Genomic DNA, 22339 nt, shown 5'->3' on the forward strand with positions numbered 1-22339 from the left:
TTTTCTCAAAATGTCATTTCGAACGAACAGCGATGGATAAAACAGAGGCCTGAGGAGAAATTTTTTACGATTAGCCTATACAGCGTAAAAGATTTCTCCTGGTTCCTCGTTCGAAATGACATGCTTTTTATAAGCTACCAGAGACGCATTGCATGCGCACCCCTATCTTATCTTACGCCATTTCCTTTATAAAAATCTCCTTGATACGCTCTATCTCCTTGGCATAGATGGTTTTCTTACGCATAGAAAAATACAGCGTGTTCTCTACCTTTTTGCGGCCTTCCCATATCAATTTTACATCACCGGCCTCTAACTCCTGTTTACATAAAAAATCGGGGATCACCGCCAGGCCTGTTCCGCTGCTCAGACATCTCACTATCGAATTTAAATTCGGCACAATAAAATTGGGCTTAAAATTAGGACGCTTGTTAAAGTTGTTATACCAAAAACGCAGCCAGTGTTCCATATCGCCGGTGGTGCCATACCAGCGTTGCGCACTAAGCCATTCCTCTAAACCGGTCATATCATCCAGCGCCAGCAATCTGTCAAACTCACCACAGTCAATATTTTTCCCGGCAACCAGCACAATGGTTTCCTTTGAAAAAGGAGTGTATTCAATGCTTTTATTACTGCCTTTTTCCGGGGTGATGATCAGGTCGAGAATGCCGTTATCCAGATCGGCCAGCATCTGCGGGTATTCGCCAAACTTAATGATCACGTTAAAAGGCAACGTAGCCAGGTAAGGTTCCAGCGTAATCTGGAAAGTCTCGAAGCACATCCCTATACTGATAGTAGGCGTATCCTTTTCGGTACTGCGATGGAAATGTTTCTCTGCCGACTCCAGTTTCTCCAGTGCTTCCTGGATATAGTTATACAGGATCTTCCCCCGCTCAGTCGAAACCATTTTTCTTGACGTGCGATCAAACAGTTTATAACCCACATACGCCTCTAACGAACCAAGGTGCAAACTCACACCTGGCTGCGATACATACAGTGCTTCGGCCGCGCCGGTAAGCGTGCCTGTTTCATATATCGCTTTAAAAGTTCGGTACCACTCTAAATTTACCATAACCTATACTATTATAATTATGATACAAATGTATGATTTAAATTATTTCAATAGTAGATAAATCCGCCCTAATTTTGTCTTATCAAAATTTAAGATAAGAACATGAAAAAAATATTTGTAATAAACGGAGGACAAAAATTTGGTCATTCCGGCGGTCAATTCAACAAAACCATAAGCGATGCCACTGTTGAATTTTTCAGCAACCAGCCAGGTTATGAGGTAAAATATACCGATGTTAATGATAATTACGATCCGGCCGAAGAAGTTGAAAAATACGTTTGGGCCGATGTGGTGATCTACCATATTCCTATCTGGTGGTTCCAGGTGCCGCATGCACTAAAACAATATATCGATGTGGTGTTTACCGAAGGTCATGCCAAAGGCATTTACCACAGTGATGGCCGTTCATCAGCCAATCCGGCCATCAATTACGGCACAGGCGGTATGCTGCACGGCAGGCAGTACATGTTAACTTCATCATGGAACGCCCCGCGCGAGGCTTTTACTCTGCCCAATGAATTTTTTAACGAAACCAGCGTGGATGACGGTGTACTCTTCGGTTTTCACCGCATGAATGCCTTCACCGGGATGACGCCTATAAAAAGCCTGCATTTTCACGATGTTGAAAAAAATGCCAATATTGAGCGCGACCTGCCTATGTATATCGATCACCTGACCGAAAATTTCATCACCAATTCAAAAACAGAACAACATGAGCATTTACTTAACTGCGCTAATTAAAAGCAAACCCGGCCAGGCCGAAGCGCTAAAAAAGCATTTACTGGAACTGGTAAGCCATTCTACCCAGGAAGCCGCCTGCCTGCAGTATGATCTGCACCAGGCCGATGATGAGAACACTTTCATCTTCCACGAAGAATGGGCCGATGCAGCCGGACTGGATCTGCACAATACACAGCCGCACATCCAGCAATTTATTAACAACACTGCCCATTTGCGCAATGGCGATATCATTATTTACAAAACACAGCCGGTAAAATAATAACCGGCAACACAAAAAATGGAATACAGAAAATTAGGAAATACAGAACTGCAGTTATCGACCATTACTTACGGCGCGTTTGCCATTGGCGGTAATATGTGGGGTGGTAATGAGAAACAAGAATCGATCAAAGCCGTACAGGCATCCATCGATCATGGCGTTACCACTATTGATACCGCGCCGTTTTACGGCTTTGGTTTAAGCGAAGAACTGATAGGTAAAGCAGTGGCCGGGTACGATCGCAGCAAGATACAATTGCTCACCAAATTTGGCCTGGTATGGGACCAAAGCAGCCATGGTAAAGGCGAGTTCTTTTTTGATGCCGCCGATGATCATGGCAACAAACTGCCTATATATAAATACGCGGCAAAGGATAGCATTATCCGCGAGGTAGAAGCCAGCCTGAAACGCCTGGGTACCGAATACATCGATCTGTTGCAAATTCACTGGCCCGATGACACTACCCCAATTGCCGAAACTATGGAAACGCTGGAATTGCTGATCAAACAAGGTAAGATCAGGGCGGCTGGCGTAAGCAATTACAGCCTGCAGCAAATGCAAACCGCGCAGCAAAGCATACAGCTGGCATCAAACCAGTTACCGTACAGCATGCTTAACCGCGCTATTGAACAGGATGTGGTACCTTACGCTATACAAAATCATATCGGCATTATCGCTTACAGTCCGCTGGAACGTGGCCTGCTCACCGGTAAATATAAACCCGATTTTAAACTGAGTGATAGCGACCACCGCAATGGCTATTTTAACCAGTTTTCGATTGGTAAAGTAAACCTGTTTTTAGAAGCCATTCGTCCACTGGCAAATGAAAAAGGCGCGAGCTTGTCGCAACTCGTATTGCGCTGGACAACGTTACAGCCCGGTATCACCGTGGTACTGGCAGGTGCCCGCAACGCCACCCAAGCCATTGACAATGCCAAAGCGGTTGACTTTACGCTTTCAGCAGAGGAGTTAGTTTTTATTAATAAGACATTTGAAGGGATTTTTGGGTAAGGAATCAACACCCTATTCTAATCCATACGTCATTGCGAGCGTAGCGTGGCAATCCCCGACTTACAGAGACGCTCTGTATATCGGGGATTGCCACGTCGTTCCTCCTCGCAATGACGCGTGGACGGAAAATCCCCTCTTTCCGCCGCAGGCGAAGAGAGGGTCATCCAGCGAGGCGCTGACAGCGTCAGTCGATTATGCGAATGCCTCATTCGAGAGGACATTTTTTAGAATTTAGAAATTAAGGGTTAGAATTTCTCAACTTCCCCAGAGCAGTTTTCTTAAACTCTTCCACCTCATCAACGGCATGTTCATTGGCCCAGGTTTCCAGCGCGGATAGCGCGGGCCCCAAGGCTTTGCCTTTTTCTGAGATACGGTAGCATACCTCTGGCGGGAAGCTGTGTTTCTCTTCGCGGATGATAAGGCCATCTGCCTCCATTTGTTTCAGATGATCAAGCAGTACCTTTTTAGCCACCTTAGGAATAATGCGCCAGAGCTCGGTAAAACGCATTTCGGCGTTGTGGAACAGGTGGTACAGGATAATAGGCTTCCATTTACCCGAAAGTATGTTTAAGGTAACATTAAGTCCGCAATGTCTGAACTGGTTGTAATTCATGGTAACCAAATGGTGAACTGGTTACTAAAATGTAACCTTCTTGGGCTTGCCTCAGGATAGCCCGATCTTTGACCCCATCAAATTTAAATGCTTTAACATGAACTTGCAATTACTGCGCCATGCAACCCAGATATTATCTGCCAATGGCAAAACTATCCTTATTGATCCTATGCTGGGCCCCAAAGGCAGCTATGATCCCATCCCCAATACAGCAAATACGTTAAGAAATCCGCTGGTGGATCTTCCTATTAGCAACGATGAACTGGAACAATTAATTGCCCGTACAGATGCTGTGCTGGTTACCCATGTACAACACCTTGACCACTGGGACGCTGCTGCCCGTGAACTGCTGCCCAAAAACATCACCCTATTTTGCCAGCCTGCTGACACGGAAACGATATGCGAAGCTGGTTTTACCAATGTTATCCCTGTTAATGAGGAACTGGTTTGGGAGGGTATCCGGATCAATCGCACTGGCGGCCATCACGGCACTGGTGAAATAGGCGAACGCATGGGTACTGTTTCGGGCTATGTGATCAACTATGGCGACGACAGCATTTATATTGCTGGTGATACTGTTTGGTGTGCCGAAGTGCAGGAGGCCTTAGACAAATATCAGCCTGCCCATATAGTATTGAATGGTGGCGCGGGCAGGTTTTTAACCGGCGACCCTATTGTGATGGATATTAACGATATTATAACCGTTTGTAACCACGCGCCCAAAGCCCATGTTTACGTAGTACACCTGGAAACGGCCAATCATTGTGGCGAGAGCCGTGCCGATGTGAAGGCCGCTTTAGCAACGCATCATCTTGGCGGGCGCTGCCATGTGCCTAATGATGGGGAGTTATTTATTTCGGATAACGTCTGACTATATTACTGGTTGAGAACTACCGAATGGGAACCATCGGGATTAACAATAACCGAGGTTGCCCCATTATTGATAATGGTAGAATGTGAACCATCGGAGTTGACCAGTGTTGATACATTACCCCCACTATTGATCAATACCGAGTGCGAGCCGTCGGGATTAACGATAGTTGAGGTGGCTCCGTTGTTGATAATAGTGGAATGTGAACCATCTGAATTGACCAGTGTTGATACATTGCCGCCGCCATTGATTAAAACACTATGAGAACCATCGGCATTAACTATGGTTGATGTACCGCCGTTATCGAACTGAGCTACCGGCGCATAGTTGGTACCAGTAGCTGCCGATAAATTTCCTTGCCTTACAGTTTTTGTCTGCAAAATTATTCCATTGTTTGCATGAGTGTCAATCCTATGCGTTTTTTTAAGCGTATAGGATTTGACATAAGTATGGGGCTGGGTTCTTTTTTGGGCTATGGCATAGCCGGTTACCATCAATAACAGCAGGAGCAGGATTATCTTTTTCATATCCGTTTAAGTTTAGGTAAGCCAACAATTGGTGAACAGGTTTATGTATGACCTTGGGAACACTGCCAGGTTTAATCTATAAACCTAAAATAAAAAAAATTTCACCGGGGCATAGGGGTTTTGGTACGCACTGTTGTCTGCTGCGTAATAAAAGTTTAAAACAGTACTTTTAAACCCAGGCTTTGCAAACAGAAAACACCCATAAAACACCTTATTTACTGCAGCTGGATGCAGCTGAGCAGGATTTTGACAGGATCTATCTTGATCATTATGCGGCCCTGCACCATTATGCCCTCACACTGGTTAATGATAGCACCGTAGCCGACGAAATGGTACAGGATGTATTCTTAAAGATTCTGGAAAAGCGCGACCCTGTCACCATCCATACTTCATTAAAGGCCTACCTGTACCGCTCGGTGCATAACGAGTGTATGAATTATTTTAAACATCATAAGGTAAAACAGAAATATCAAACACACACATTTTACAAAATGGAACAAGAAACAGAGCACCCGCTTGATAAACTGCAATACCGGGAGTTTGAAAAGCGCCTGTACCGGTCAATCAATTCCTTACCCGAGCAATGCCGCACGGTTTTCCAGATGAGCCGGTTTGAAGAGCTTAAATATTCAGAGATAGCCGCTCGGCTGGGTATTTCTATCAAAACGGTAGATAACCAGATGGGCAAGGCGCTTAAGCGACTCAGGCTACAACTGGCAGATTACCTGCCACTGCTATTATGGATATTAATGAATTTGGTACGATGAAGAAACCTTTACATATAAACGATGATCTCCTGATCAGTTATCTGCTTAAAGAGGTTTCGGAGGAGCAGGCAAAGCAGGTGGAAGAATGGCGCGCCCTCGCTATGGCCAATGAGCGCCGTTTTGAGCAGTTTAAACTTATCTGGGACAGCAGCAAAAACTTTACAGCCGACCCGGATATTGATGCCCATGCTTCCCTGCAAAAAGTAAAACAAAGGGCGGCGGAGCAAAAAACACAGGCAATAATTATACCCATGCACGGGTACTTTTGGCTCAAAATAGCAGTAGCCATATTATTTATAGCAGGCGGCAGCTGGTTATTCATGACCACATTTATGAACCCACAGGTACGTTTCGAAACCCAAGATATCGTTAAAACAGATACGCTGTCTGACGGTTCCATGATCACACTGAACAAGTATGCTTTGCTCAGTTATCCTAAAAAGTTCCAGGGAGAGCAGCGTAACGTTGCCCTGGTTAAGGGCGAAGCCTTTTTTAGCATAGCTCCCAACAAAGCCAAACCTTTCATTATTTCAACAGGTGGTGCTACCATAAGAGTGGTGGGTACATCATTCAACGTAAAAAACCGCAATGGTTTGATAGAAGTAATTGTAGAGACTGGCATAGTGCAGGTTACAAATAACTTTAGTCATGTTATGATAGTGCTTAAACCCGACGAAATGGCATTGGTAAATCCACAAACAGGTAAGATCAGCAAGCTAAAAACACCCGACAAATTATACACTTATTACCGCAGGCATGAGTTTGTGGCTAAAGGTGTACCGCTTTATCGTTTGGTACAGGTACTGAACGAAGCTTACAATTGTCAGATCGTCATCGGCAGAAAGCAATTGGCTAACCAACAAATAACGGCCACTTTTAATACCGATATTAGCCTGGATTATGTTTTAGAATTACTTACCAAAACACTACAGGTAACTATTGAAAAAAAACAGGACCAGATTATCCTTAAATAAACCGGCTTCGGCTAATGATAATAACGTATACGTCGCTACCTAAATTCGCCAAATTAATACTGCCGGTTATTTTACTGATAACCGGTAGTATGTTTGCACAGGCGCAAAGTTTGTTGGTAAAAAGGATATCAGCCAGTTTTGATCACGCTCGTATAGCCGATGTATTACAGGAGGTAGGCAAAAAAGGTGGCTTTTACTTTGCATACAATGATAAACTGCTCCCCAAAGACAGCCTGGTAACCTTTACTGTAACCAACCAAACGGTGGCCGGCATCCTTATCTTGCTGTTTCACAACAGGTATGAAATCACAGAACTCAAATATCATATCGTTATCGCTCCACCCCGACCAAATCTCTCGTTCAACAATACCGATATTACCAACGAAAACAATAGCTATTCCATCAGCGGCCTGGTGGTCGATGAACGGAGCGGCGCCCGCCTGGCCAATGTAAGTGTATACGCCAAGCAACAACTAGCCTCAACCCTTACCGATGAACATGGCTATTTTCAGCTCCGGTTTAGGGCCGATAACCCCGGGCAGATCAGCCTGACAGCGAGTAAACTGGATTATAAAGATACTTCCATCAATTTCCTACAAAGTGTATCTGTAAGCAGCAGGCAACAACCATCCGACCATGATCGGGCCGCCAATAACAGCCGTAACGTAGAAAGAACCGGAGCAGCCCGCTTTTTCATCTCGGCCAAACAGCGGATCCAGAGCCTCAACATACCCGATTTTTTTGCCAAACGTCCCTTCCAGGTATCACTTACACCCGGTTTGAGCTCACATGGTTTGTTTAGTCCACAGGTGGTTAACAAATTTTCCCTTAACCTGGTGGGCGGTTATACTGCCGGGGTTAACGGACTGGAATTTGGAGGGTTGTTCAACATCAACCGAATGAACTCCAGGTATCTGCAGCTGGCCGGTGTTTTTAACCTGGTAGGCGGTACGGTTACCGGTTTACAAGCCGCAGGCGTACATAACCGTGCGCTCGATACCGTTAAAGGCGTACAGTTTGCCGGTTTTATCAACAAAGCCGAAAGCCAGGTATCGGGCCTGCAGATAGCAGCCCTTGATAATGAAGCCCACAAACTTAAAGGGATACAGATAGGCCTGGTTAACCGTGTCGATACTTCTTACGGGGCCAGCATTGGACTGGTTAACGTTATCGGCAATGGTTTCTACAGAGTTACTTTATCAGCCAATGATTTAACCAACACCAATATATCCCTTAAAACAGGTACGCATAATTTTTATACTGACGTGTTGATAGGTGTTAACGTGGCTCCTGCTAGTAAACTATATATGGGTGGCTTTGGCTTAGGTCATGATTTTATGCTGAACAATAAAGTATACGTTTCTACAGAAGCCGCCTTTCATTTTGTTAATGACAATGGCACCTGGGATAGCCATTTACTACAGGGTAAACTATTATTCAATGTGCAGCTTTCAAAAAACATCAGCCTGGTTGCCGGACCAACTTTTAACCGTTACATCAATAGTATCGCTTTTCATGTGTCCGGATATAAAAACATCAATCATCTTCCCAAAGCCGAAGATGTTGTTGGCATCCCTCCAGATCACACAAGTAAAAACTGGGTTGGCTGGGAGGTTGGTATCGCGTTTAATTCGGTTTTTAAACGTTCCCTTAAGGAGGTAGATAATTCCGATGCCTGGTATCTGGGAGGTGGCGCTACCGCCGGCATAGGCTGGGACCCGCAAAAAGCGGTATATGGCACCGAATTGTTTACCATGCGCGATCTTGGCGAGCATATTGCCGGTACTTTTACGGTGGGTTATACTTCTTTTGGCCAGGAAAGCTACCTTGGCCCGCAACCTATCAGGCTCATCCCTGTTAAAGCTGGCGTGAGGCTAAAAACCGGCAGTTCGTTTTTTATAGGCGGCGAGGTGGGCGAAGCATTCGGCCTGTTTAACCAAACCGCTTATAGTGGCATCTATCCTTATGAGGCGGCCACTAAACCCTACCGATCGCTCATGTATGCTGTATCTGCAGGGTTCAGTTTCCGGAGGGGATTGGAGACCAGCTTTAAATTTGAAGATTATGGCCTGCAATCTAATTACAAACAATTTGCCCTGCGCCTGGGGTATCGCCTTAAACTAAGTAAATAAAAATATTCAGCCATCAGCGTAGGGGTAAATACCATAGTTGTTGTCACAACCTCAAACAACAATATGGAAAGAGTGCGCGAAACAATTATTGCTTTACTGATGATCTTTTTACTGATAGGCACACTGATCATCATCTACAGTTTATTGATATGGCAGGAATTACCAAAAGTATTAACCCTGGTTTTGCTTTTTTCACTGGTATTGCTTAAAAGCAATATCAACCGACTGCGCCACGATCAAAAACCACAAGAGCTAACTTATACCGATACCCGAACCCTTAAATTCTTTTTATTGAGCCTCCTGAGCGTTTTTTGCATAGTGATATTTATATCATACCTGCTTAAAAGCCAGCAACAGGCGGCCGAACTGGCCTTTGGTACAAGCCTGCTGACTATAAAAAAAGCCCTTGATTTTTTACCGGCCGACTAACCTTTCTGCACACACACAAATTATAATTATATCACATGAAGATTAAATTTTGCTTATCATCACTTTTTTTGCTGTTGATGTTATGCGGCCCCATAGCAAGGGCGCAAACAGACAACAGCTGGCGTTTAAGCTTTGGCATCGATGCTGGTTTAGCGCCTACAGATGCATTTAAATACACGCTCGGCGGCGATATCAGACTGGAGAAAGATATTGATAAGCATTTTGCCGCGACGCTTACCACCGGCTTTACCCATTTTTTTGAAAAGGACCATTTTGATGGCTTCCCGCAGTACGGCAGCCCCTACAACGTGATCCCGGTTAAAGCAGGTGTTAAGTATTTTGTAACAAATAACTTTTATCTGGGCGGCGAAGCCGGGGCCGGCCTCGCTTTTGAACAATGGGGTACTTCATTCCTCTGGTCACCCTCTGTTGGCCTGGCTTTTAAAAATGGTATAGACCTAAGCGTAAAATATGAAGATTATACCAAAGACAAATCCACCAAAAGCATCGGGCTCAGATTGGGCTATGGCTTTGGCACCCGCAAACTTGCCCCACACAAAAAAACAAACAGCCTGAAGGGTTGGGACTTAGGCTTAGCCCTTAATCCGGGTTTAGTGGCCGGTTCATCTGAATTTGTTATGGGTACCGAGGTTAGCTTAAACAGGCACCTGATAGATAACCTCGAAGCTACAGCCTCGGTTGGTTACATGCATTTTTTTAAAACCTACCCCTACGGTTACTACAGCAGCTTTACAGCACCTGGCACTTATAATTTCACATTGGACCCGGCAATAAAGAATGTGGTACCGATTAAAGCGGGGTTGCGTTTATTTTTAGGCGATCAGTTTTACATTGGTGGTGAAGCTGGTGTGGGTATTACATCCCGTGTAACCTCTTTTGTATACACTCCCTCATTAGGTTTGCGATTTAAAAACGGATTGGATATTGGCACCAGATATGACCATTACAGCAGTGACCGGATACCCAATACCCTTACACTTAAATTAGGATACCTTTTTAAGCTGAACTAAACACTATCATTATGAAACACAAATTCGGTTATTTTTTAAGCGCATTATTAATTGCAGGAGCTTTCTTTGCTTCACACAGTTACGCCCAAACAACAGAAAAAGGTAAATGGCGCTGGAGCCTTGGCGCTGAGGCCGGTTTACCCACCGGTACCATTAAAAAGTACAGCAACTTTGAACTGGGCGGCACATTACGTGCTCAATATGGTTTGAGCAATTCATTGGCACTCACCTTTACATCAGGTTACTATAACTTCTCTGCAAAAAAACAGGAGATCCCCGGCTTTGGTTTTACCCAACCCGATGATATGGGTATTATTCCGGTTAAAGTCGGCATTAAGTCATTTATGAGTTCAGGCTTTTACTGGGCCGCTGAAGCCGGTGCCGGTTTTGAAACTCCTGGTGGCCCTGTTAAACTAATCCTGTCACCAAGCATCGGTTTCGCATCCAAATCATGGGATACAGGCATCGGGTATGAGCATTTCATCCAGCAGGGTTCTAATTTTGGCACCGCGACGATCCGTGTGGCATACGGCCTTTAGAATTATTTATCCTAAACCTTACTTAAAAGCCCTTTCCAACAGAGAGGGCTTTGTTGTTTATCGTCTAAACCTTTTCATCAGGTCGGGTGTCATTAAAGGGAGTTTGATCTTGTAACGATATCCCCCGTCAAAAGTGTCCTCCTCCCGTAAAAACTCGTGTCCTTTTTTGCTTATCCAATAGGTTTCGGTATAGTGCTTACCCTGGTATTCGCTTTCGGTAAAAAGCTTCCAGCAATCAACGTTGTCGTTATTTAAGGTACTTAATATTTCGCTCCCTGTTACTTTGTAAGTTACATATTCGGGTGGTGCTAAACCTGCATCATAAAAATTGATAACAAAAGTTTTGCCCGCGGCCAAAGGCAGCATTTCAAAGGTTTCGATATCCAGGTTCCAGTTAAAATTGGGGCGCTTAAAAGCCAGTGAAAAGTTTTTGGCCGTATTATCTTTTACACTATCAGCTCCGGTAATTTTATCAGGCGCCCAGTTATAGGCTTTTGTCTTATTGTTAATGGTTTCCGCGTGGTAAATCGGCGCGAAATCGGCAGTTCTGTTAACCGAATATACGGACCGGTAAGCTAACGTATCGCTGCCAAACCAATGTTGGTTTATGGTGAACACCTTTTCGCCATTGCGGTTTTCGATAGCCGTATTACGCATCCAATACCAGAAGCGCAGGCTCTTTTTGTTGTTCAGCATTTGAAAATACACCAGGTATTGCCGGTTACCTGGTTTCAGTACCTGTGTCAGGAGTCTTTTGTCGGCTACCCGTATGGTATCTGCTTGTGCCCATACCGGTTTTAAATTGCCCATTAAAGCCCATAACAGCGCCAAAGTGGTAATTATAAATTTAAAGACGGAGCAATCAGTTCTCATGATTCAATTGTTAAGGAAAAAGTTTATTACTATGTAATGATCAAAGCTGTTGTTTATAAACTAGCGACAAAAATCATTTCAACTGCCCTTGGCCTATTTTTAACCAAGCATGGCATACTTTCAACCAAACCGCTACTGATCAATCTATTGAGCATCGCTCCAGGTTAGTTGAATAAAGCCGCATAACCGTTGAAAAAAAAGCAGAACACCAAAAAACCTTTGTAATTTTAGGCATGATGCAAGTGTTTAAGGGTAAGGCTACTATTACCCAGCTCCAGTGGTTGGTCTGGATCTCTGTTTATATTATACTCTTCCTGTCTTTCTCGTCTATGGATGGTTTTAAAGAAGGGGCGTTTTATACCAACATATATATTGTTTATTATGTGATCATTATATACGGAAACATCCGTTTTTTATACCCCCGTTTCTATGAAACCCGCAGGTATGTTTTGTATGGCCTACTGGCGCTGGTATTATTGGTGCTTACCGGGGTAGGGCGCGGCTATGTAAGCACCCTTGTTTATAATACTTACTTTGCCAAGGCCGGACAAGCCGAACCACTGACACTGCCAGCTTTATTAAAATTTGTTTTGAGCGGAGGATTGATATTCGCGCTTAGTTTTATATTCCGTATTGCCATCGCGTACTTTAAATTAAAGCAGCAAACCGAAGAGATTCTGGTGCAAAAAAGCCAGGCCGAACTTAACCTGCTCAAATCGCAGGTACAACCTCATTTTTTGTTCAATACGTTGAACAATATTTATTACGAAGCTTACCGGGAAGCCCCGCGCACGGCCGCCCTGATAGAGCGTCTATCGGACATTATGCGGTATTTTTTAGATGAAAGCCCACTGGATGAGGTTTCTATCAATACCGAGGTTAAATTTTTGGAGAATTATCTGGAGCTGGAAAAGATACGCATCCGCCATGAGGTGCAGCTTACTTTTGTGAAGCAGTTTAATCCCGATCTCCGCATCCCGCCTATGTTGCTGATGACTTTTGTAGAGAACATTTTTAAACATGGTATTGATAAATCGAGCCTTGATAATTGCATCAAAATTTCGCTGGTTCAGGAGGATAATTACCTGATGTTTGAAACCGTAAACCGGATATATGACAAACCGAAGCAAAATGGCAGCAATGGTTTTGGTATAACTAATTTGCGTAAAAGACTTACCTTGCTTTACCAAAACAATTTTGAGTTGGATACGCATAAGAACGAACAATCATTTACCGCTTTTTTAAAGATTCCTTTAGCGTGAATTTAAGTTGTATTATTATTGATGATGAACCCAACGCGGTAAAACTGCTGGAAATGCTGATTGGGCAAACTACGCAGTGGCAGCTTTTAACCAAATGCTATAATGGCCTGGAGGCGCTTGCCTTTTTAAAAGAGAACAAACACAAGGTTGATTTTATATTTTTAGATATTAACATGCCCCATTTGAGCGGGATGGAGCTTGCCGGTTTATTACCATCCGACACCAAAATTGTTTTCACTACAGCCTACTCCGAATTTGCCGCCGAAAGCTACACGTTTAAAACAATTGATTATCTGCTGAAACCCATTACACTGAAACGTTTTTTGGCTGCCCAGCAAAAAATAGAAGCCAGTTTCGGCAAAGCTCCCGTGGCTGCGCCACTGCCTGCACAAACCGACCAGGAGTATTTTTTTGTAAAATCGGGCAAAGTGCTGCGCAAAATCCTATTGGAGCATATCCTGTATTTTGAAGGCGAAAAGGAATACGTTAGGGTGGTTACGCATACCGATCAACTGTTGATCTATCGTCGGTTAAAAGATATCGAAGAGCAGCTTACCGTTCCGTTTGTTCGGGTACATAACTCCTACATCGTTAATACCAAACAACTTAACAAGATCCAGGACAACCATATCTACATTGGCGATAAGCATATCCCCGTAAGCGAAAAGTTTAAAGATGGCTTTATGGCGGTTATTAATCAAAGGATATTTTGAGATGAGGAATTTGTTCTCCAGCACGTCATTGCGAGCGTGGCAATCCCCGATTAGCAGGACGGCTTCGCAGATTTACTCTGTATAGTTAGGGATTGCCACGCTGCGCTCGGAATAACGTGATGATAATTCTTCTTTACTCAGAACTCACTACTTACTACTCACCCTTACGATACCGTGATCTCTCCTCTTAAATCAAGCTCCATATAATATTTCACCTGTGCCGGGTCATCAAACATGCCCAGCAGGTACATCATTTTGGTTACGGCCGATTCAAAGGTCATATCATAGCCATTGGCCACACCAATATCTTTCAATGCACGGCTGGTTTCGTAACGCCCCAGTTCAACTGTGCCCACCTTACACTGAGAAATATCAACAATCACTTTGCCGCTATCAATAGCACCTTTGAGCAGGCTGATGAACCATTCATCCGTAGTCGTATTCCCGGCGCCGAATGTTTCCATCACAATACCGCGTACTTCAGAATTCAAAATGGTTTCAACCACCTTAGTGCCGATGCCCGGGTATAATTTTAACACGGCAACATCGCTTACCAGGTTGTTGTGGATAATGAGCTCGGTACCCTCCTGCGGGTGCCTGATATCGTTGGCGCTAAAACGCAGGTGAACTCCAGACTCGGCCAGTATAGGGTAATTAGGCGAACGGAATGCCTCGAATTTGGAAGAATTATATTTAAATGCCCGGTTACCGCGGAACAATTTATAATCAAAGTAGATACAAACTTCGGGTACGCGCGCACGGTCGCCTTTTTTTGATTTGGCAATTTCAATCGCTGTCATCAGATTTTCCTTAGCATCAGTACGTATAGCACTTATAGGTAATTGCGAACCGGTAAATATGATGGGTTTGCCCAGGTTTTCGAGCATAAAGCTTAAGGCCGATGCGGTATAAGCCATGGTATCAGAGCCATGTAATATCACAAAGCCATCGTTATCATGATAGTTTGACTGGATAAGTCCGGCCAGCTCGCTCCAGATAGCTGGGTTCATGTTTGATGAATCAATGATCTCATCAAAAGAGTGAACTTTAATGCGGCAATTTAATTTTTCCAGCTCCGGAACATTGTCCATGATCTGTTCAAAATTAATAGGCTTAAGTACTTTGGTCACAGGATCGGTCATCATTCCAATTGTCCCTCCGGTATAGATGATCAGTATCTGGCTCATGAAATATGTGTATGCTGTATAAAATTCAATAAATAAATGTTGTTAAATACCAAACAGCTTTTTCGAATTTTCGGTGGTTATTTCGGCCACCGTATCTATAGCTATTTGGTGCAGCTCCGCCACTTTTTGTGCAATGTAGATCAGGTATGAACTTTCATTAGGCTTGCCGCGGAACGGAACGGGCGTAAGGTACGGAGAATCTGTTTCTAAAACTACATGTTGAAGGTCAATTTCGGCCACAACTTTATCTAAACCCGAATTTTTATAAGTAACCACTCCGCCTATACCCAGGTAAAAGCCCAGGGCCGTTACTTTTTGAGCCTGCTCCAGCGTACCGGTAAAGCAGTGGAACACCCCGCGCAAATCCTCGTCCTGCTCCTGCTGCAGTACTTCATATACTTCATTAAAGGCATCACGGCAGTGAATAACAATAGGCAGTTTAAGGCTTTTTGCCCAATTGATCTGCTGGCGAAAGGCTTCTATCTGATCATTCAGCGTAGTTTTATCCCAATACAGATCAATACCGATTTCGCCGATGGCAAAAATTTTATGCTGTTGATGGGCATCGCGGATATCCTGAAGTTCCTGCTGCCAGTTTTCTTTTACCGAGCAGGGGTGCAGGCCCAGCATGGGGAAACATTGATCGGGATACGCTTTTACCAGGTCAAACACCATCGCCACGGATTCCCTATCGACATTGGGTAGAAACAAGCGGCTGATGTTGTTATCGATACAACGCTCCATGAGTGCCGCGCGCTTATCGGCAATGGTTTCGTAATATAAATGGGTATGCGTGTCTGTTAATACCATAGTGCAAATATAGTAAACAGGAGAATGGTGAGAAGTGAGTGGTGAATTTTCAGGATTTATCTAACTTACCTGCTATTTTTCCCAACTCACTACTCACCATTCACAACTCACTAATTTGTCTTTTTAGTGAGCGGTTTTTTGTAAACGCGTTTTTTGGCAGGGCTAACTACACCAGTTTTAGCCGGGGCATGTTTACCTGGTTTAACCCGTACCAGTTCCACATCAAATATCAATGTAGTGTATGGGGGTATATCCTGACCTGCACCTCTATCACCATAAGCCAGGCTCGATGGGATGATCAGTTTTGCTTTTGAACCCTCGTTGAGTAAAAGCAGAGCCTCGTCCCAACCAGGTATTACCTGCTGCTGGCCAAGCACTACACTTATTGGCTCATATTTGCGTCCCGGCTGATCCAAACCGGCACTTTTAGCCTCGGCCTCGATGCTGGAGTCAAATACTTTGCCATTCAATATACGGCCGGTGTAATTTACCATAACTGTATCGCCAGATAAGGGTTTACGCTTTACAGAGGGTTTGGTAATCACATATCTTAAGCCAGAGCCAGTTGGAATGGCATTTATCTTATTAGCAGCTAAATAGTTGTTGGCATCGGTTAGTTCTTTATCTTTTCGTTTCTGTCCTTCGGCATTCCGCTCCACAATAGCTTCATTCAATGATTGTATTTTCTCAATCTTAAGCACAAAGGTTAAATAACTGCCTTTCGGAAAAAACGGCGGGCGGGCCTCTTCATGTCCTTTAAAAACAGAATCGGTAGGTACTTTAACCAGGGCGCTGTCTTTAGCGGCCAGCAACGGAAAAATATCCATCAGGTCGCCTACGTTTTGTGAAGCCTGTATTTGGGCCTGTACCGGCTTGCCCGATTTATAAGTGCTGTATAATACCGAATCCTTATCTGTAGTTTGAACAAAGTTAAAAGTGATTACATCATTTAGCTTTGCCTTTGGACCGGCATTGTTGGTAAATATTTTATACAGCGCGCCATTGGCTGTTTTCTTCAGATCGGTTGTTTGCTGAGCACTCGCGCTTATGGTAAATAAGGCCAGTAAAGGCAGCAGGATATAAATAGTACGTTTCATAAGCAACAAAAAAAAGCCTTTTTGCCCGCGGGCAAAAAGGCCATATTCAATTTCTTTAAATTATTTAGCTGGTGGCGGAGTTAACTGCGGTACAACTGGTTTTGGTGCATTTGGATTTGGTTTAACTACGTTAACCATCTCTATTTCAAACACCAGCGGAGAGTACGGGCCAATTGGGCCGATTCCCTGATCTTTATAAGCCAAATCAGATGGAACGATGAATATCGCCTTAGCACCTTTGTTTAACAATTGCAAGCCTTCGTCCCAACCTGGTATTACTTTGGCCTGGCCAACCGGAATACGGATAGGTGCAAACTGACGCATAGGGTCAACAGGTATTTTTGCTTTGGTAGCCTCTTCTTTAATACTGGTATCAAATACTTTACCGGTAGTTAATTTGCCGGTATAGTTTACTACAGCGGTATCACCAACTGCTGGTTTATCACCAGTACCCGGAGTAGTGATCACGTATTGCAAGCCTGATGCAGTTTTGCTCACGGTAAGGTGATGATCGGCAATATATTTTTTAATCTTGGCTGGTTCCTGATTTTTCACGGCCTCGCTCAAAGATTTAATATAATCTCTTACACGGCCTTCAAAAACCTGTTGATTAAGATTGCCTTTGGCTATTACTTTTTCAATTTTCACTACAAACACCAGGTATTTGCTTTTAAAATTCTGAGGGCGCGGCTGACCTTTTTTAAATATGGAATCGGCTGCTATTTTAAATGTTGCACTATCTCCTTCACCTAACATCCTTACGCCTGCAATAAGCAAGTCGCCTTTTGCCTGTTCTTTGGTAGGCATAGGGGTTTTTATTGTTTGGCCGTTTTCATAAGTGCTGTTCAGTATAGAGTCGCCGTCGGTTTTCTGTACCATGTTAAGACTTATAAAGTCTCCATCTTTAATTTTGGCACCACCCTTAGAAGTGTGAATATTATAAAGCAAGCCACCATCGCCCTGCTTAAATCCACCGTTGCAACTCGCTAAACCTATAGCCGCAAGAGACAATAACATCAATTTTCTTTTCATGTTTAGTTTTTTACTGTATTAATAGTTTTTTATATTCTGGTAATATTTGTTTGAATTCTTGTATAACCTGCTCCAGGCTGTGTTCAGAATGCCCACCTGCGGCGTTGCGGTGTCCGCCGCCGCTAAAATACTTTTTACATATTTCATTTGCAGGAAATTCGCCCTTGGAGCGTAAAGAAAGTTTAACCCTGTCGCGCCGCTCTACAATAAACGCAGCCAGGCGTATGCTGGCCATGGATAAGGCATAGTTTACTATACCCTCGGTATCGCCGGTATCTACTTCGTATTTTTCCAGATCGGCTTTGTTTACCGCGATAATAGCAGTATTGTACTCTGGCAGTACTTCCAGGCAATTGGCCAGGCAATGCCCCAGGAACCGGAGTCTGTTTTCGGATGCGCTGTTATAAACCAACTCATGTATACGCCAGTTAACCGCGCCCGCGTCAATTAGGTCGGCTACTATACGGTGTACAGTTGAGGTGGTATTTGGTAACCTGAACGATGCCGAATCGGTCATGATACCTGTATATAAACAGGTAGCTACATCTTTATTAACCAGTCCGGGATGCTGCAGTTCATTTACAATAAAATCATAAATAAGCTGAGCAGTAGCACAGGCATTGATGTTCCAGTGGCGGTAGTCGTCAAAATCCTCGGGTTCCAGGTGATGGTCGATCATGATTTTGTAAGCACTGCTTGCACCTACCAGTTCGCCCATTTGATTAATCCTGCTTAATGCATTAAAATCAAGGCAAAATATGATATCAGCATCTGCAATGAGTGTCGCCGACTGCTCCAACTGTTCGGTATAAATAATAACCTCTTCGTTACCAGGCATCCAGCTCAAAAAATCAGGGTAATCGGTAGGCGTGATCACTTTGGCATGGTGGCCTTGTTGTATCAGATAATTATATAGCCCTAACGACGAGCCCATCGCATCACCATCAGGTTTATGATGGGTAGTGATCACTATTTTTTGAGGCTGTGCTAAAAGTTTTTTAAGCGAAGCTAAGTCTAACATCAATTTTAAAAAAGAGTTGCAAAGCTAAATAAATAAATTAAATACAAACCATCTAATTTAATTCAAAACACTTTATGTTACAGATGTAAAAACCTATTTTTGCGCCAATTTTAAAAAGCAAAAATGCAACTCATGGTATCAAGTAATTAGTATCAAGTATCAAGACAGTTTCTAAAAGCGGCATTAATAGTTTGCAGAAAATCTTGATACTTGATACTAACTACTTGATACTAATTAATTAAAACAAATAATTTCAATGAAAACCAACAGAACTTTTACCATGATTAAGCCCGATGCGGTAGCAAACGGCCACATTGGTGCGATTATAGACAAGATCACGAAGAGCGGCTTTAAGATCATCGCTCTTAAATATACCTCACTGAGCCCGGAGAAAGCTGGTCAGTTTTATGAAGTGCATAAAGAACGTCCTTTTTATAGCGCACTGGTTAACTTCATGTCATCTGGCCCTATCGTAGCTGCTATTTTAGAAAAAGATAACGCTATCGAAGATTTCCGTAAATTGATTGGTGCCACCGATCCGGCTAAAGCAGAAGAAGGAACTATCCGCAACCTGTTCGCCAAATCAATCGACGCGAATGCTGTTCACGGGTCTGACTCTGATGAGAATGCCGATATAGAAGGCAACTTTTTCTTTTCGGCTTTCGAAAGATTTTAACTTTTAGGTAACTTACCGGTGTAATTCAGTTAATTACGCCGGTAAATGTTATTTTTTTGTTTGCTTTTGGTATATGTTTTGTAGATTTACCTTACAGGGTTATTATTTTCTTTACCCTTAATTATTAACCCTGGTAATTTTTAAAGCTATACTGTATGAAACTATTTCTGAAATGTATCATATACCTGTTGCTCGTTGTGTGCCTGGCAGCAGCTTCTATTTTGTTATATAAAGCCCACCCCGAGGTTCAGCTGGCTTTTATCATTCCGGGTATATTCATTTTTGCTTACTCCATGATCAATGATGATATTGGTGTAAAACACAAATTTCGTTTTTCTAAAGAAAAATAACTTCTTCAACCAATATCCCGTTCGCTTTTTCATTTATCTTATCCATGATCTGGGCACGCATCATCATGAGCTCATTTTTGATCACCGACGATTCGATGCGCAAAAACAATTTTTTATCGCGGATAAATAATTCTTTGGTACGATTAGCCACAGGCTTACCCACCAATTCGGGCCAGGCGGCCACAACAGCAGTTTCGTCAAAGCGTCGTTTAATTTTATAAACGTTCAGCATTTGGTCTATGGCCTCTTTTAACGATTTATCATTAGCTTTACGCATCAATTGCCCCTCCTGTTACTTTAAATAGTTTTACCTCGACGTTTATTTTATTGAAAATATCCTGCACCCTGTTTACGCTGGTGTCAGTAATAAACACTTGCCCAAAATCATTATTGGATACCATTTTCATCAGCTTGGTAACGCGCTCATCATCCAGCTTATCAAAAATATCATCCAGCAACAATAAGGGTTTAAATCCTTTTTGCTGATACAAAAATGTATACTGCGCCAGTTTAAGTGCTATTAAAAATGATTTTTGCTGTCCCTGCGATCCAAATTTTTTCATTGACATACCATGTATGCCGAATTGCAGATCGTCTTTATGTATGCCTGTAGTGGTACGTTCAAGTGCCCGGTCGCGTTCCACATTCTTTTTTAGCAAAGCCGTAAAATCGTCCTGCAACAGTTGTGATTCATAAACCAGGTCAACATGCTCGGCTCCGTCACTTAAAAAACCGTAATGACTGTTAAAAATAGCGGTAAAGCTTTCCATAAAAGCTTTACGCCTTTCAAATATACGGTTGCCTGAATTCGCCAGCTGTTCATCAAGCACCTCTAATAAGCTGGGGTCATACCGGCCGGTATCGGCAATCAATTTCAGCAGCGCGTTACGGTTAACCAATACCTTATTATAAGTGATCAGCTCATCCAGGTAATGATTATCGGTTTGGGATATCACGTTATCAATAAACTTACGGCGTTCCTCGCTGCCTTCGGTAATAATGCTGGTATCATAGGGCGAGATCATGACCAAGGGCAGCAATCCGATATGATCGGCCAGTCGCTGATAATCTTTTTTGTTGCGTTTAAACTGCTTTTTTTGATTCCGTTTAACAGAACAGGCCACTGCTTCGGCTCGCTCGTTTTTGTTGAATATCCCCGTAATGATAAAAAAGTCCTCGTCCTGTTTTATTTGCTGACTGTCGATAGGGTTAAAATAACTTTTACATAACGACAGGTAATGAATAGCATCCAACAGGTTGGTTTTCCCGGCACCGTTGTTACCGGTAAAAGCATTCACCCCCGCGCTAAACACAAGCTCGGCCTCCTGGTAATTTTTAAAATTGATAACTGACAGTTGCTGCAAATACATAATGGGGAGGCAAAGTTAGGGAATTAGTTCATTAGTTCACTTGTATCATGAGTTCATTAGTTTGCCTAAATTGGATTTTATTTTCATAGCCGGTTAATACAGATCCATGTCTTTTTATACCATCAAAACCAATGAATTGATGAACAAATGAACTAATAAACCACTCCCATAAAGATTTAATACAAAAGCTATTGCCAGAAATTTTGAAAACTGTAACTTTGCACACTTAATTTTAGAACAACAATGTCAAAAACCCAGGCGAACACCAAAGCTGCAGCACCAGAAAGTAATTTAGGGCAAAGCGGAAATTTCGTGCGCGAGAATCAAAAAAGCCTATTATTTATAGGTGGGGCCATCATTGCCCTTATTGCTATTTATCTTTTATATCTGAAATTATATTTGGGCCCTCGCGAGATTCAGGCCGCCGATCAGATGCATGTTGCGCAGGATTTTTGGGCTAAAAAAGATTGGGACAAAGCTATTAAAGGCGATGCCAGCTACCCGGGTTTTGAAAAAATCATTACCGATTACAGCAACACCAAAGCTGCTAACCTGGCTTATTTTTACTTAGGTACTGCTTATTTGAATAAAGGCGAATACCGCAAAGCTATTGATAACCTGAACAACTATCGCGGCGACGACAGCATGGTAGCTGCCGAAGCTTTGGGTAGTACAGGCGATGCTTATGTAGAGTTGAAAGACTATGATAAAGCGGCTTCGTCATTTAATAAAGCTGTTGATAAAGCTAAAAACAAGTTCTTATCGCCACTTTACTTAAAGAAACTGGGCTTGGTTTATGAAGAACAAAAAGACAATAAATCAGCAACTGAGGCTTACAAAAGAATAAAATCAGAATATCCTGAAAGCGCGGAAGCACAAAATATTGACGAGTATATAGCTCGCGCCGAAGCGAAACTTTAATTTGTTAAAAGTTGTAAGGCTTAAAGGTTGTAAGGTTATGGGAACTAAATCTCTGTAATTTTAC

Annotated in this window: 26 protein-coding genes; 15 read left to right on the plus strand and 11 right to left on the minus strand. The window is 43.0% G+C overall.

Annotated features, from left to right (window positions below):
• Nucleotides 1-172: 172 nt before the first annotated feature.
• Nucleotides 173-1069: a LysR family transcriptional regulator gene (locus FHW89_RS25160; RefSeq protein WP_172337814.1), complete on the minus strand. Its 897-nt coding sequence runs from the start codon at nt 1067-1069 to the stop codon at nt 173-175.
• 102 nt (nt 1070-1171) lie between these two features.
• Here FHW89_RS25160 and FHW89_RS25165 point away from each other — a divergent pair, with 102 nt between their 5' ends.
• From FHW89_RS25165 to FHW89_RS25175, 3 genes are read left to right on the plus strand one after another with little or no spacing between them, the layout of a single operon-like run.
• Nucleotides 1172-1810 carry an NAD(P)H-dependent oxidoreductase gene (locus FHW89_RS25165; RefSeq protein ID WP_172337815.1) on the plus strand — a complete coding sequence of 213 codons (639 nt, stop codon included), beginning with the start codon at nt 1172-1174 and terminating at the stop codon, nt 1808-1810.
• The gene (locus FHW89_RS25170; protein WP_172337816.1) at nt 1782-2069 is read left to right on the plus strand and encodes a putative quinol monooxygenase; all 288 of its coding nucleotides are present in this window, start codon (nt 1782-1784) and stop codon (nt 2067-2069) included. The genes FHW89_RS25165 and FHW89_RS25170 overlap by 29 nt, the downstream gene beginning before the upstream one ends.
• Before the next feature lie 18 nt (nt 2070-2087).
• Nucleotides 2088-3080 carry an aldo/keto reductase gene (locus FHW89_RS25175; RefSeq protein ID WP_172337817.1) on the plus strand — a complete coding sequence of 331 codons (993 nt, stop codon included), beginning with the start codon at nt 2088-2090 and terminating at the stop codon, nt 3078-3080.
• Nucleotides 3081-3318: 238 nt separating this feature from the next.
• Here the strand turns inward: FHW89_RS25175 and FHW89_RS25180 are convergent, their stop codons facing one another.
• On the minus strand, nt 3319-3693 hold the full coding sequence (locus FHW89_RS25180; RefSeq protein ID WP_172337818.1) for a helix-turn-helix domain-containing protein: 375 nt from the start codon (nt 3691-3693) through the stop codon (nt 3319-3321).
• Between the two features lie 97 nt (nt 3694-3790).
• Here FHW89_RS25180 and FHW89_RS25185 point away from each other — a divergent pair, with 97 nt between their 5' ends.
• Nucleotides 3791-4564 (plus strand): MBL fold metallo-hydrolase, encoded by a 774-nt coding sequence (locus tag FHW89_RS25185; RefSeq protein ID WP_172337819.1) that lies wholly within the window; start codon nt 3791-3793, stop codon nt 4562-4564.
• Between the two features lie 5 nt (nt 4565-4569).
• Here FHW89_RS25185 and FHW89_RS25190 read toward each other — a convergent pair whose 3' ends face one another.
• The gene (locus tag FHW89_RS25190) at nt 4570-5091 is read right to left on the minus strand and encodes a hypothetical protein (RefSeq protein WP_172337820.1); all 522 of its coding nucleotides are present in this window, start codon (nt 5089-5091) and stop codon (nt 4570-4572) included.
• A 182-nt stretch (nt 5092-5273) separates the two neighbouring features.
• Between FHW89_RS25190 and FHW89_RS25195 the strand changes: the two genes are divergently transcribed.
• The 6 genes from FHW89_RS25195 (at nt 5274) to FHW89_RS25220 (ending at nt 10963) form a co-directional block, all read left to right on the plus strand.
• Entirely contained in the window at nt 5274-5858 is a 585-nt protein-coding gene (locus tag FHW89_RS25195; RefSeq protein WP_172337821.1) for an RNA polymerase sigma-70 factor, read from the plus strand.
• Nucleotides 5855-6832, plus strand: coding sequence for a FecR family protein (locus FHW89_RS25200; protein ID WP_172337822.1), 978 nt, complete (start codon nt 5855-5857; stop codon nt 6830-6832). Before FHW89_RS25195 ends, FHW89_RS25200 begins: the two co-directional genes overlap by 4 nt.
• Before the next feature lie 14 nt (nt 6833-6846).
• Nucleotides 6847-8964, plus strand: a complete 2118-nt coding sequence (locus FHW89_RS25205; protein ID WP_172337823.1) for a carboxypeptidase-like regulatory domain-containing protein — start codon at nt 6847-6849, stop codon at nt 8962-8964.
• A 63-nt stretch (nt 8965-9027) separates the two neighbouring features.
• Nucleotides 9028-9393: a hypothetical protein gene (locus tag FHW89_RS25210; protein WP_172337824.1), complete on the plus strand. Its 366-nt coding sequence runs from the start codon at nt 9028-9030 to the stop codon at nt 9391-9393.
• Nucleotides 9394-9428: 35 nt separating this feature from the next.
• Nucleotides 9429-10424, plus strand: coding sequence for a hypothetical protein (locus FHW89_RS25215; protein WP_172337825.1), 996 nt, complete (start codon nt 9429-9431; stop codon nt 10422-10424).
• Between the two features lie 11 nt (nt 10425-10435).
• Nucleotides 10436-10963: a hypothetical protein gene (locus FHW89_RS25220; RefSeq protein WP_172337826.1), complete on the plus strand. Its 528-nt coding sequence runs from the start codon at nt 10436-10438 to the stop codon at nt 10961-10963.
• 57 nt (nt 10964-11020) lie between these two features.
• Here FHW89_RS25220 and FHW89_RS25225 read toward each other — a convergent pair whose 3' ends face one another.
• Nucleotides 11021-11836 carry a hypothetical protein gene (locus tag FHW89_RS25225; RefSeq protein WP_172337827.1) on the minus strand — a complete coding sequence of 272 codons (816 nt, stop codon included), beginning with the start codon at nt 11834-11836 and terminating at the stop codon, nt 11021-11023.
• 233 nt (nt 11837-12069) lie between these two features.
• On the opposite strand from FHW89_RS25225, the gene FHW89_RS25230 reads away from it, so the two are divergent.
• Complete coding sequence (locus FHW89_RS25230) at nt 12070-13098, plus strand: sensor histidine kinase (RefSeq protein WP_172337828.1); 1029 nt, start codon at nt 12070-12072, stop codon at nt 13096-13098.
• A complete protein-coding gene (locus FHW89_RS29220) occupies nt 13095-13811 on the plus strand; it encodes a LytTR family DNA-binding domain-containing protein (RefSeq protein ID WP_172337829.1) in 717 nt (238 codons plus the stop codon). Before FHW89_RS25230 ends, FHW89_RS29220 begins: the two co-directional genes overlap by 4 nt.
• 164 nt (nt 13812-13975) lie before the next feature.
• On the opposite strand, the gene FHW89_RS25240 is transcribed toward FHW89_RS29220, so the two are convergent.
• The 5 genes from FHW89_RS25240 to FHW89_RS25260 all read right to left on the minus strand — a co-directional run bounded on the left by FHW89_RS25240 (nt 13976) and on the right by FHW89_RS25260 (nt 18958).
• The gene (locus FHW89_RS25240) at nt 13976-14998 is read right to left on the minus strand and encodes an asparaginase (RefSeq protein WP_172337830.1); all 1023 of its coding nucleotides are present in this window, start codon (nt 14996-14998) and stop codon (nt 13976-13978) included.
• A gap of 42 nt (nt 14999-15040) precedes the next feature.
• Entirely contained in the window at nt 15041-15808 is a 768-nt protein-coding gene (locus tag FHW89_RS25245) for a TatD family hydrolase (RefSeq protein ID WP_172337831.1), read from the minus strand.
• Nucleotides 15809-15918: 110 nt separating this feature from the next.
• A complete protein-coding gene (locus FHW89_RS25250) occupies nt 15919-16905 on the minus strand; it encodes an FKBP-type peptidyl-prolyl cis-trans isomerase (RefSeq protein WP_172337832.1) in 987 nt (328 codons plus the stop codon).
• A 60-nt stretch (nt 16906-16965) separates the two neighbouring features.
• Nucleotides 16966-17937, minus strand: coding sequence for an FKBP-type peptidyl-prolyl cis-trans isomerase (locus FHW89_RS25255; protein WP_172337833.1), 972 nt, complete (start codon nt 17935-17937; stop codon nt 16966-16968).
• 10 nt (nt 17938-17947) lie between these two features.
• Nucleotides 17948-18958, minus strand: a complete 1011-nt coding sequence (locus tag FHW89_RS25260; RefSeq protein ID WP_172337834.1) for a bifunctional oligoribonuclease/PAP phosphatase NrnA — start codon at nt 18956-18958, stop codon at nt 17948-17950.
• A 256-nt stretch (nt 18959-19214) separates the two neighbouring features.
• Here FHW89_RS25260 and FHW89_RS25265 point away from each other — a divergent pair, with 256 nt between their 5' ends.
• Together FHW89_RS25265 and FHW89_RS25270 are read left to right on the plus strand one after the other, a co-directional pair.
• The gene (locus FHW89_RS25265) at nt 19215-19634 is read left to right on the plus strand and encodes a nucleoside-diphosphate kinase (RefSeq protein WP_172337835.1); all 420 of its coding nucleotides are present in this window, start codon (nt 19215-19217) and stop codon (nt 19632-19634) included.
• Nucleotides 19635-19789: 155 nt separating this feature from the next.
• The gene (locus tag FHW89_RS25270) at nt 19790-19984 is read left to right on the plus strand and encodes a hypothetical protein (RefSeq protein WP_172337836.1); all 195 of its coding nucleotides are present in this window, start codon (nt 19790-19792) and stop codon (nt 19982-19984) included.
• Here FHW89_RS25270 and FHW89_RS25275 read toward each other — a convergent pair.
• Together FHW89_RS25275 and FHW89_RS25280 are read right to left on the minus strand one after the other, a co-directional pair.
• Nucleotides 19971-20261, minus strand: coding sequence for a DUF721 domain-containing protein (locus FHW89_RS25275; protein WP_172337837.1), 291 nt, complete (start codon nt 20259-20261; stop codon nt 19971-19973). The genes FHW89_RS25270 and FHW89_RS25275 overlap by 14 nt on opposite strands.
• A complete protein-coding gene (locus tag FHW89_RS25280; protein ID WP_172337838.1) occupies nt 20254-21354 on the minus strand; it encodes a DNA replication/repair protein RecF in 1101 nt (366 codons plus the stop codon). The genes FHW89_RS25275 and FHW89_RS25280 overlap by 8 nt, the downstream gene beginning before the upstream one ends.
• A gap of 243 nt (nt 21355-21597) precedes the next feature.
• On the opposite strand from FHW89_RS25280, the gene FHW89_RS25285 reads away from it, so the two are divergent.
• Nucleotides 21598-22275, plus strand: coding sequence for a tetratricopeptide repeat protein (locus FHW89_RS25285; protein WP_172337839.1), 678 nt, complete (start codon nt 21598-21600; stop codon nt 22273-22275).
• Nucleotides 22276-22339 lie beyond the last annotated feature (64 nt).

The sequence above is a fragment of the Mucilaginibacter sp. SG564 genome (assembly GCF_013149275.1).
Taxonomy (GTDB): Bacteria; Bacteroidota; Bacteroidia; order Sphingobacteriales; family Sphingobacteriaceae; genus Mucilaginibacter.

Bases quoted from the DNA above. Each gene is read 5' to 3' on its own strand.
- FHW89_RS25215 (WP_172337825.1), top strand. From the start codon at position 9,429: ATGAAGATTAAATTTTGCTTATCATCACTTTTTTTGCTGTTGATGTTA.
- FHW89_RS25160 (WP_172337814.1), bottom strand. From the start codon at position 1,069: ATGGTAAATTTAGAGTGGTACCGAACTTTTAAAGCGATATATGAAACA.
- FHW89_RS25190 (WP_172337820.1), bottom strand. From the start codon at position 5,091: ATGAAAAAGATAATCCTGCTCCTGCTGTTATTGATGGTAACCGGCTAT.
- FHW89_RS25250 (WP_172337832.1), bottom strand. From the start codon at position 16,905: ATGAAACGTACTATTTATATCCTGCTGCCTTTACTGGCCTTATTTACC.
- FHW89_RS25265 (WP_172337835.1), top strand. From the start codon at position 19,215: ATGAAAACCAACAGAACTTTTACCATGATTAAGCCCGATGCGGTAGCA.
- FHW89_RS25185 (WP_172337819.1), top strand. From the start codon at position 3,791: ATGAACTTGCAATTACTGCGCCATGCAACCCAGATATTATCTGCCAAT.
- FHW89_RS25230 (WP_172337828.1), top strand. From the start codon at position 12,070: ATGATGCAAGTGTTTAAGGGTAAGGCTACTATTACCCAGCTCCAGTGG.
- FHW89_RS25205 (WP_172337823.1), top strand. From the start codon at position 6,847: ATGATAATAACGTATACGTCGCTACCTAAATTCGCCAAATTAATACTG.
- FHW89_RS25225 (WP_172337827.1), bottom strand. From the start codon at position 11,836: ATGAGAACTGATTGCTCCGTCTTTAAATTTATAATTACCACTTTGGCG.
- FHW89_RS25170 (WP_172337816.1), top strand. From the start codon at position 1,782: ATGAGCATTTACTTAACTGCGCTAATTAAAAGCAAACCCGGCCAGGCC.
- FHW89_RS25240 (WP_172337830.1), bottom strand. From the start codon at position 14,998: ATGAGCCAGATACTGATCATCTATACCGGAGGGACAATTGGAATGATG.
- FHW89_RS25275 (WP_172337837.1), bottom strand. From the start codon at position 20,261: ATGCGTAAAGCTAATGATAAATCGTTAAAAGAGGCCATAGACCAAATG.
- FHW89_RS25285 (WP_172337839.1), top strand. From the start codon at position 21,598: ATGTCAAAAACCCAGGCGAACACCAAAGCTGCAGCACCAGAAAGTAAT.
- FHW89_RS25180 (WP_172337818.1), bottom strand. From the start codon at position 3,693: ATGAATTACAACCAGTTCAGACATTGCGGACTTAATGTTACCTTAAAC.
- FHW89_RS25245 (WP_172337831.1), bottom strand. From the start codon at position 15,808: ATGGTATTAACAGACACGCATACCCATTTATATTACGAAACCATTGCC.
- FHW89_RS25175 (WP_172337817.1), top strand. From the start codon at position 2,088: ATGGAATACAGAAAATTAGGAAATACAGAACTGCAGTTATCGACCATT.
- FHW89_RS25255 (WP_172337833.1), bottom strand. From the start codon at position 17,937: ATGAAAAGAAAATTGATGTTATTGTCTCTTGCGGCTATAGGTTTAGCG.
- FHW89_RS25270 (WP_172337836.1), top strand. From the start codon at position 19,790: ATGAAACTATTTCTGAAATGTATCATATACCTGTTGCTCGTTGTGTGC.
- FHW89_RS25200 (WP_172337822.1), top strand. From the start codon at position 5,855: ATGAAGAAACCTTTACATATAAACGATGATCTCCTGATCAGTTATCTG.
- FHW89_RS25260 (WP_172337834.1), bottom strand. From the start codon at position 18,958: ATGTTAGACTTAGCTTCGCTTAAAAAACTTTTAGCACAGCCTCAAAAA.
- FHW89_RS25220 (WP_172337826.1), top strand. From the start codon at position 10,436: ATGAAACACAAATTCGGTTATTTTTTAAGCGCATTATTAATTGCAGGA.
- FHW89_RS25165 (WP_172337815.1), top strand. From the start codon at position 1,172: ATGAAAAAAATATTTGTAATAAACGGAGGACAAAAATTTGGTCATTCC.
- FHW89_RS25210 (WP_172337824.1), top strand. From the start codon at position 9,028: ATGGAAAGAGTGCGCGAAACAATTATTGCTTTACTGATGATCTTTTTA.
- FHW89_RS25280 (WP_172337838.1), bottom strand. From the start codon at position 21,354: ATGTATTTGCAGCAACTGTCAGTTATCAATTTTAAAAATTACCAGGAG.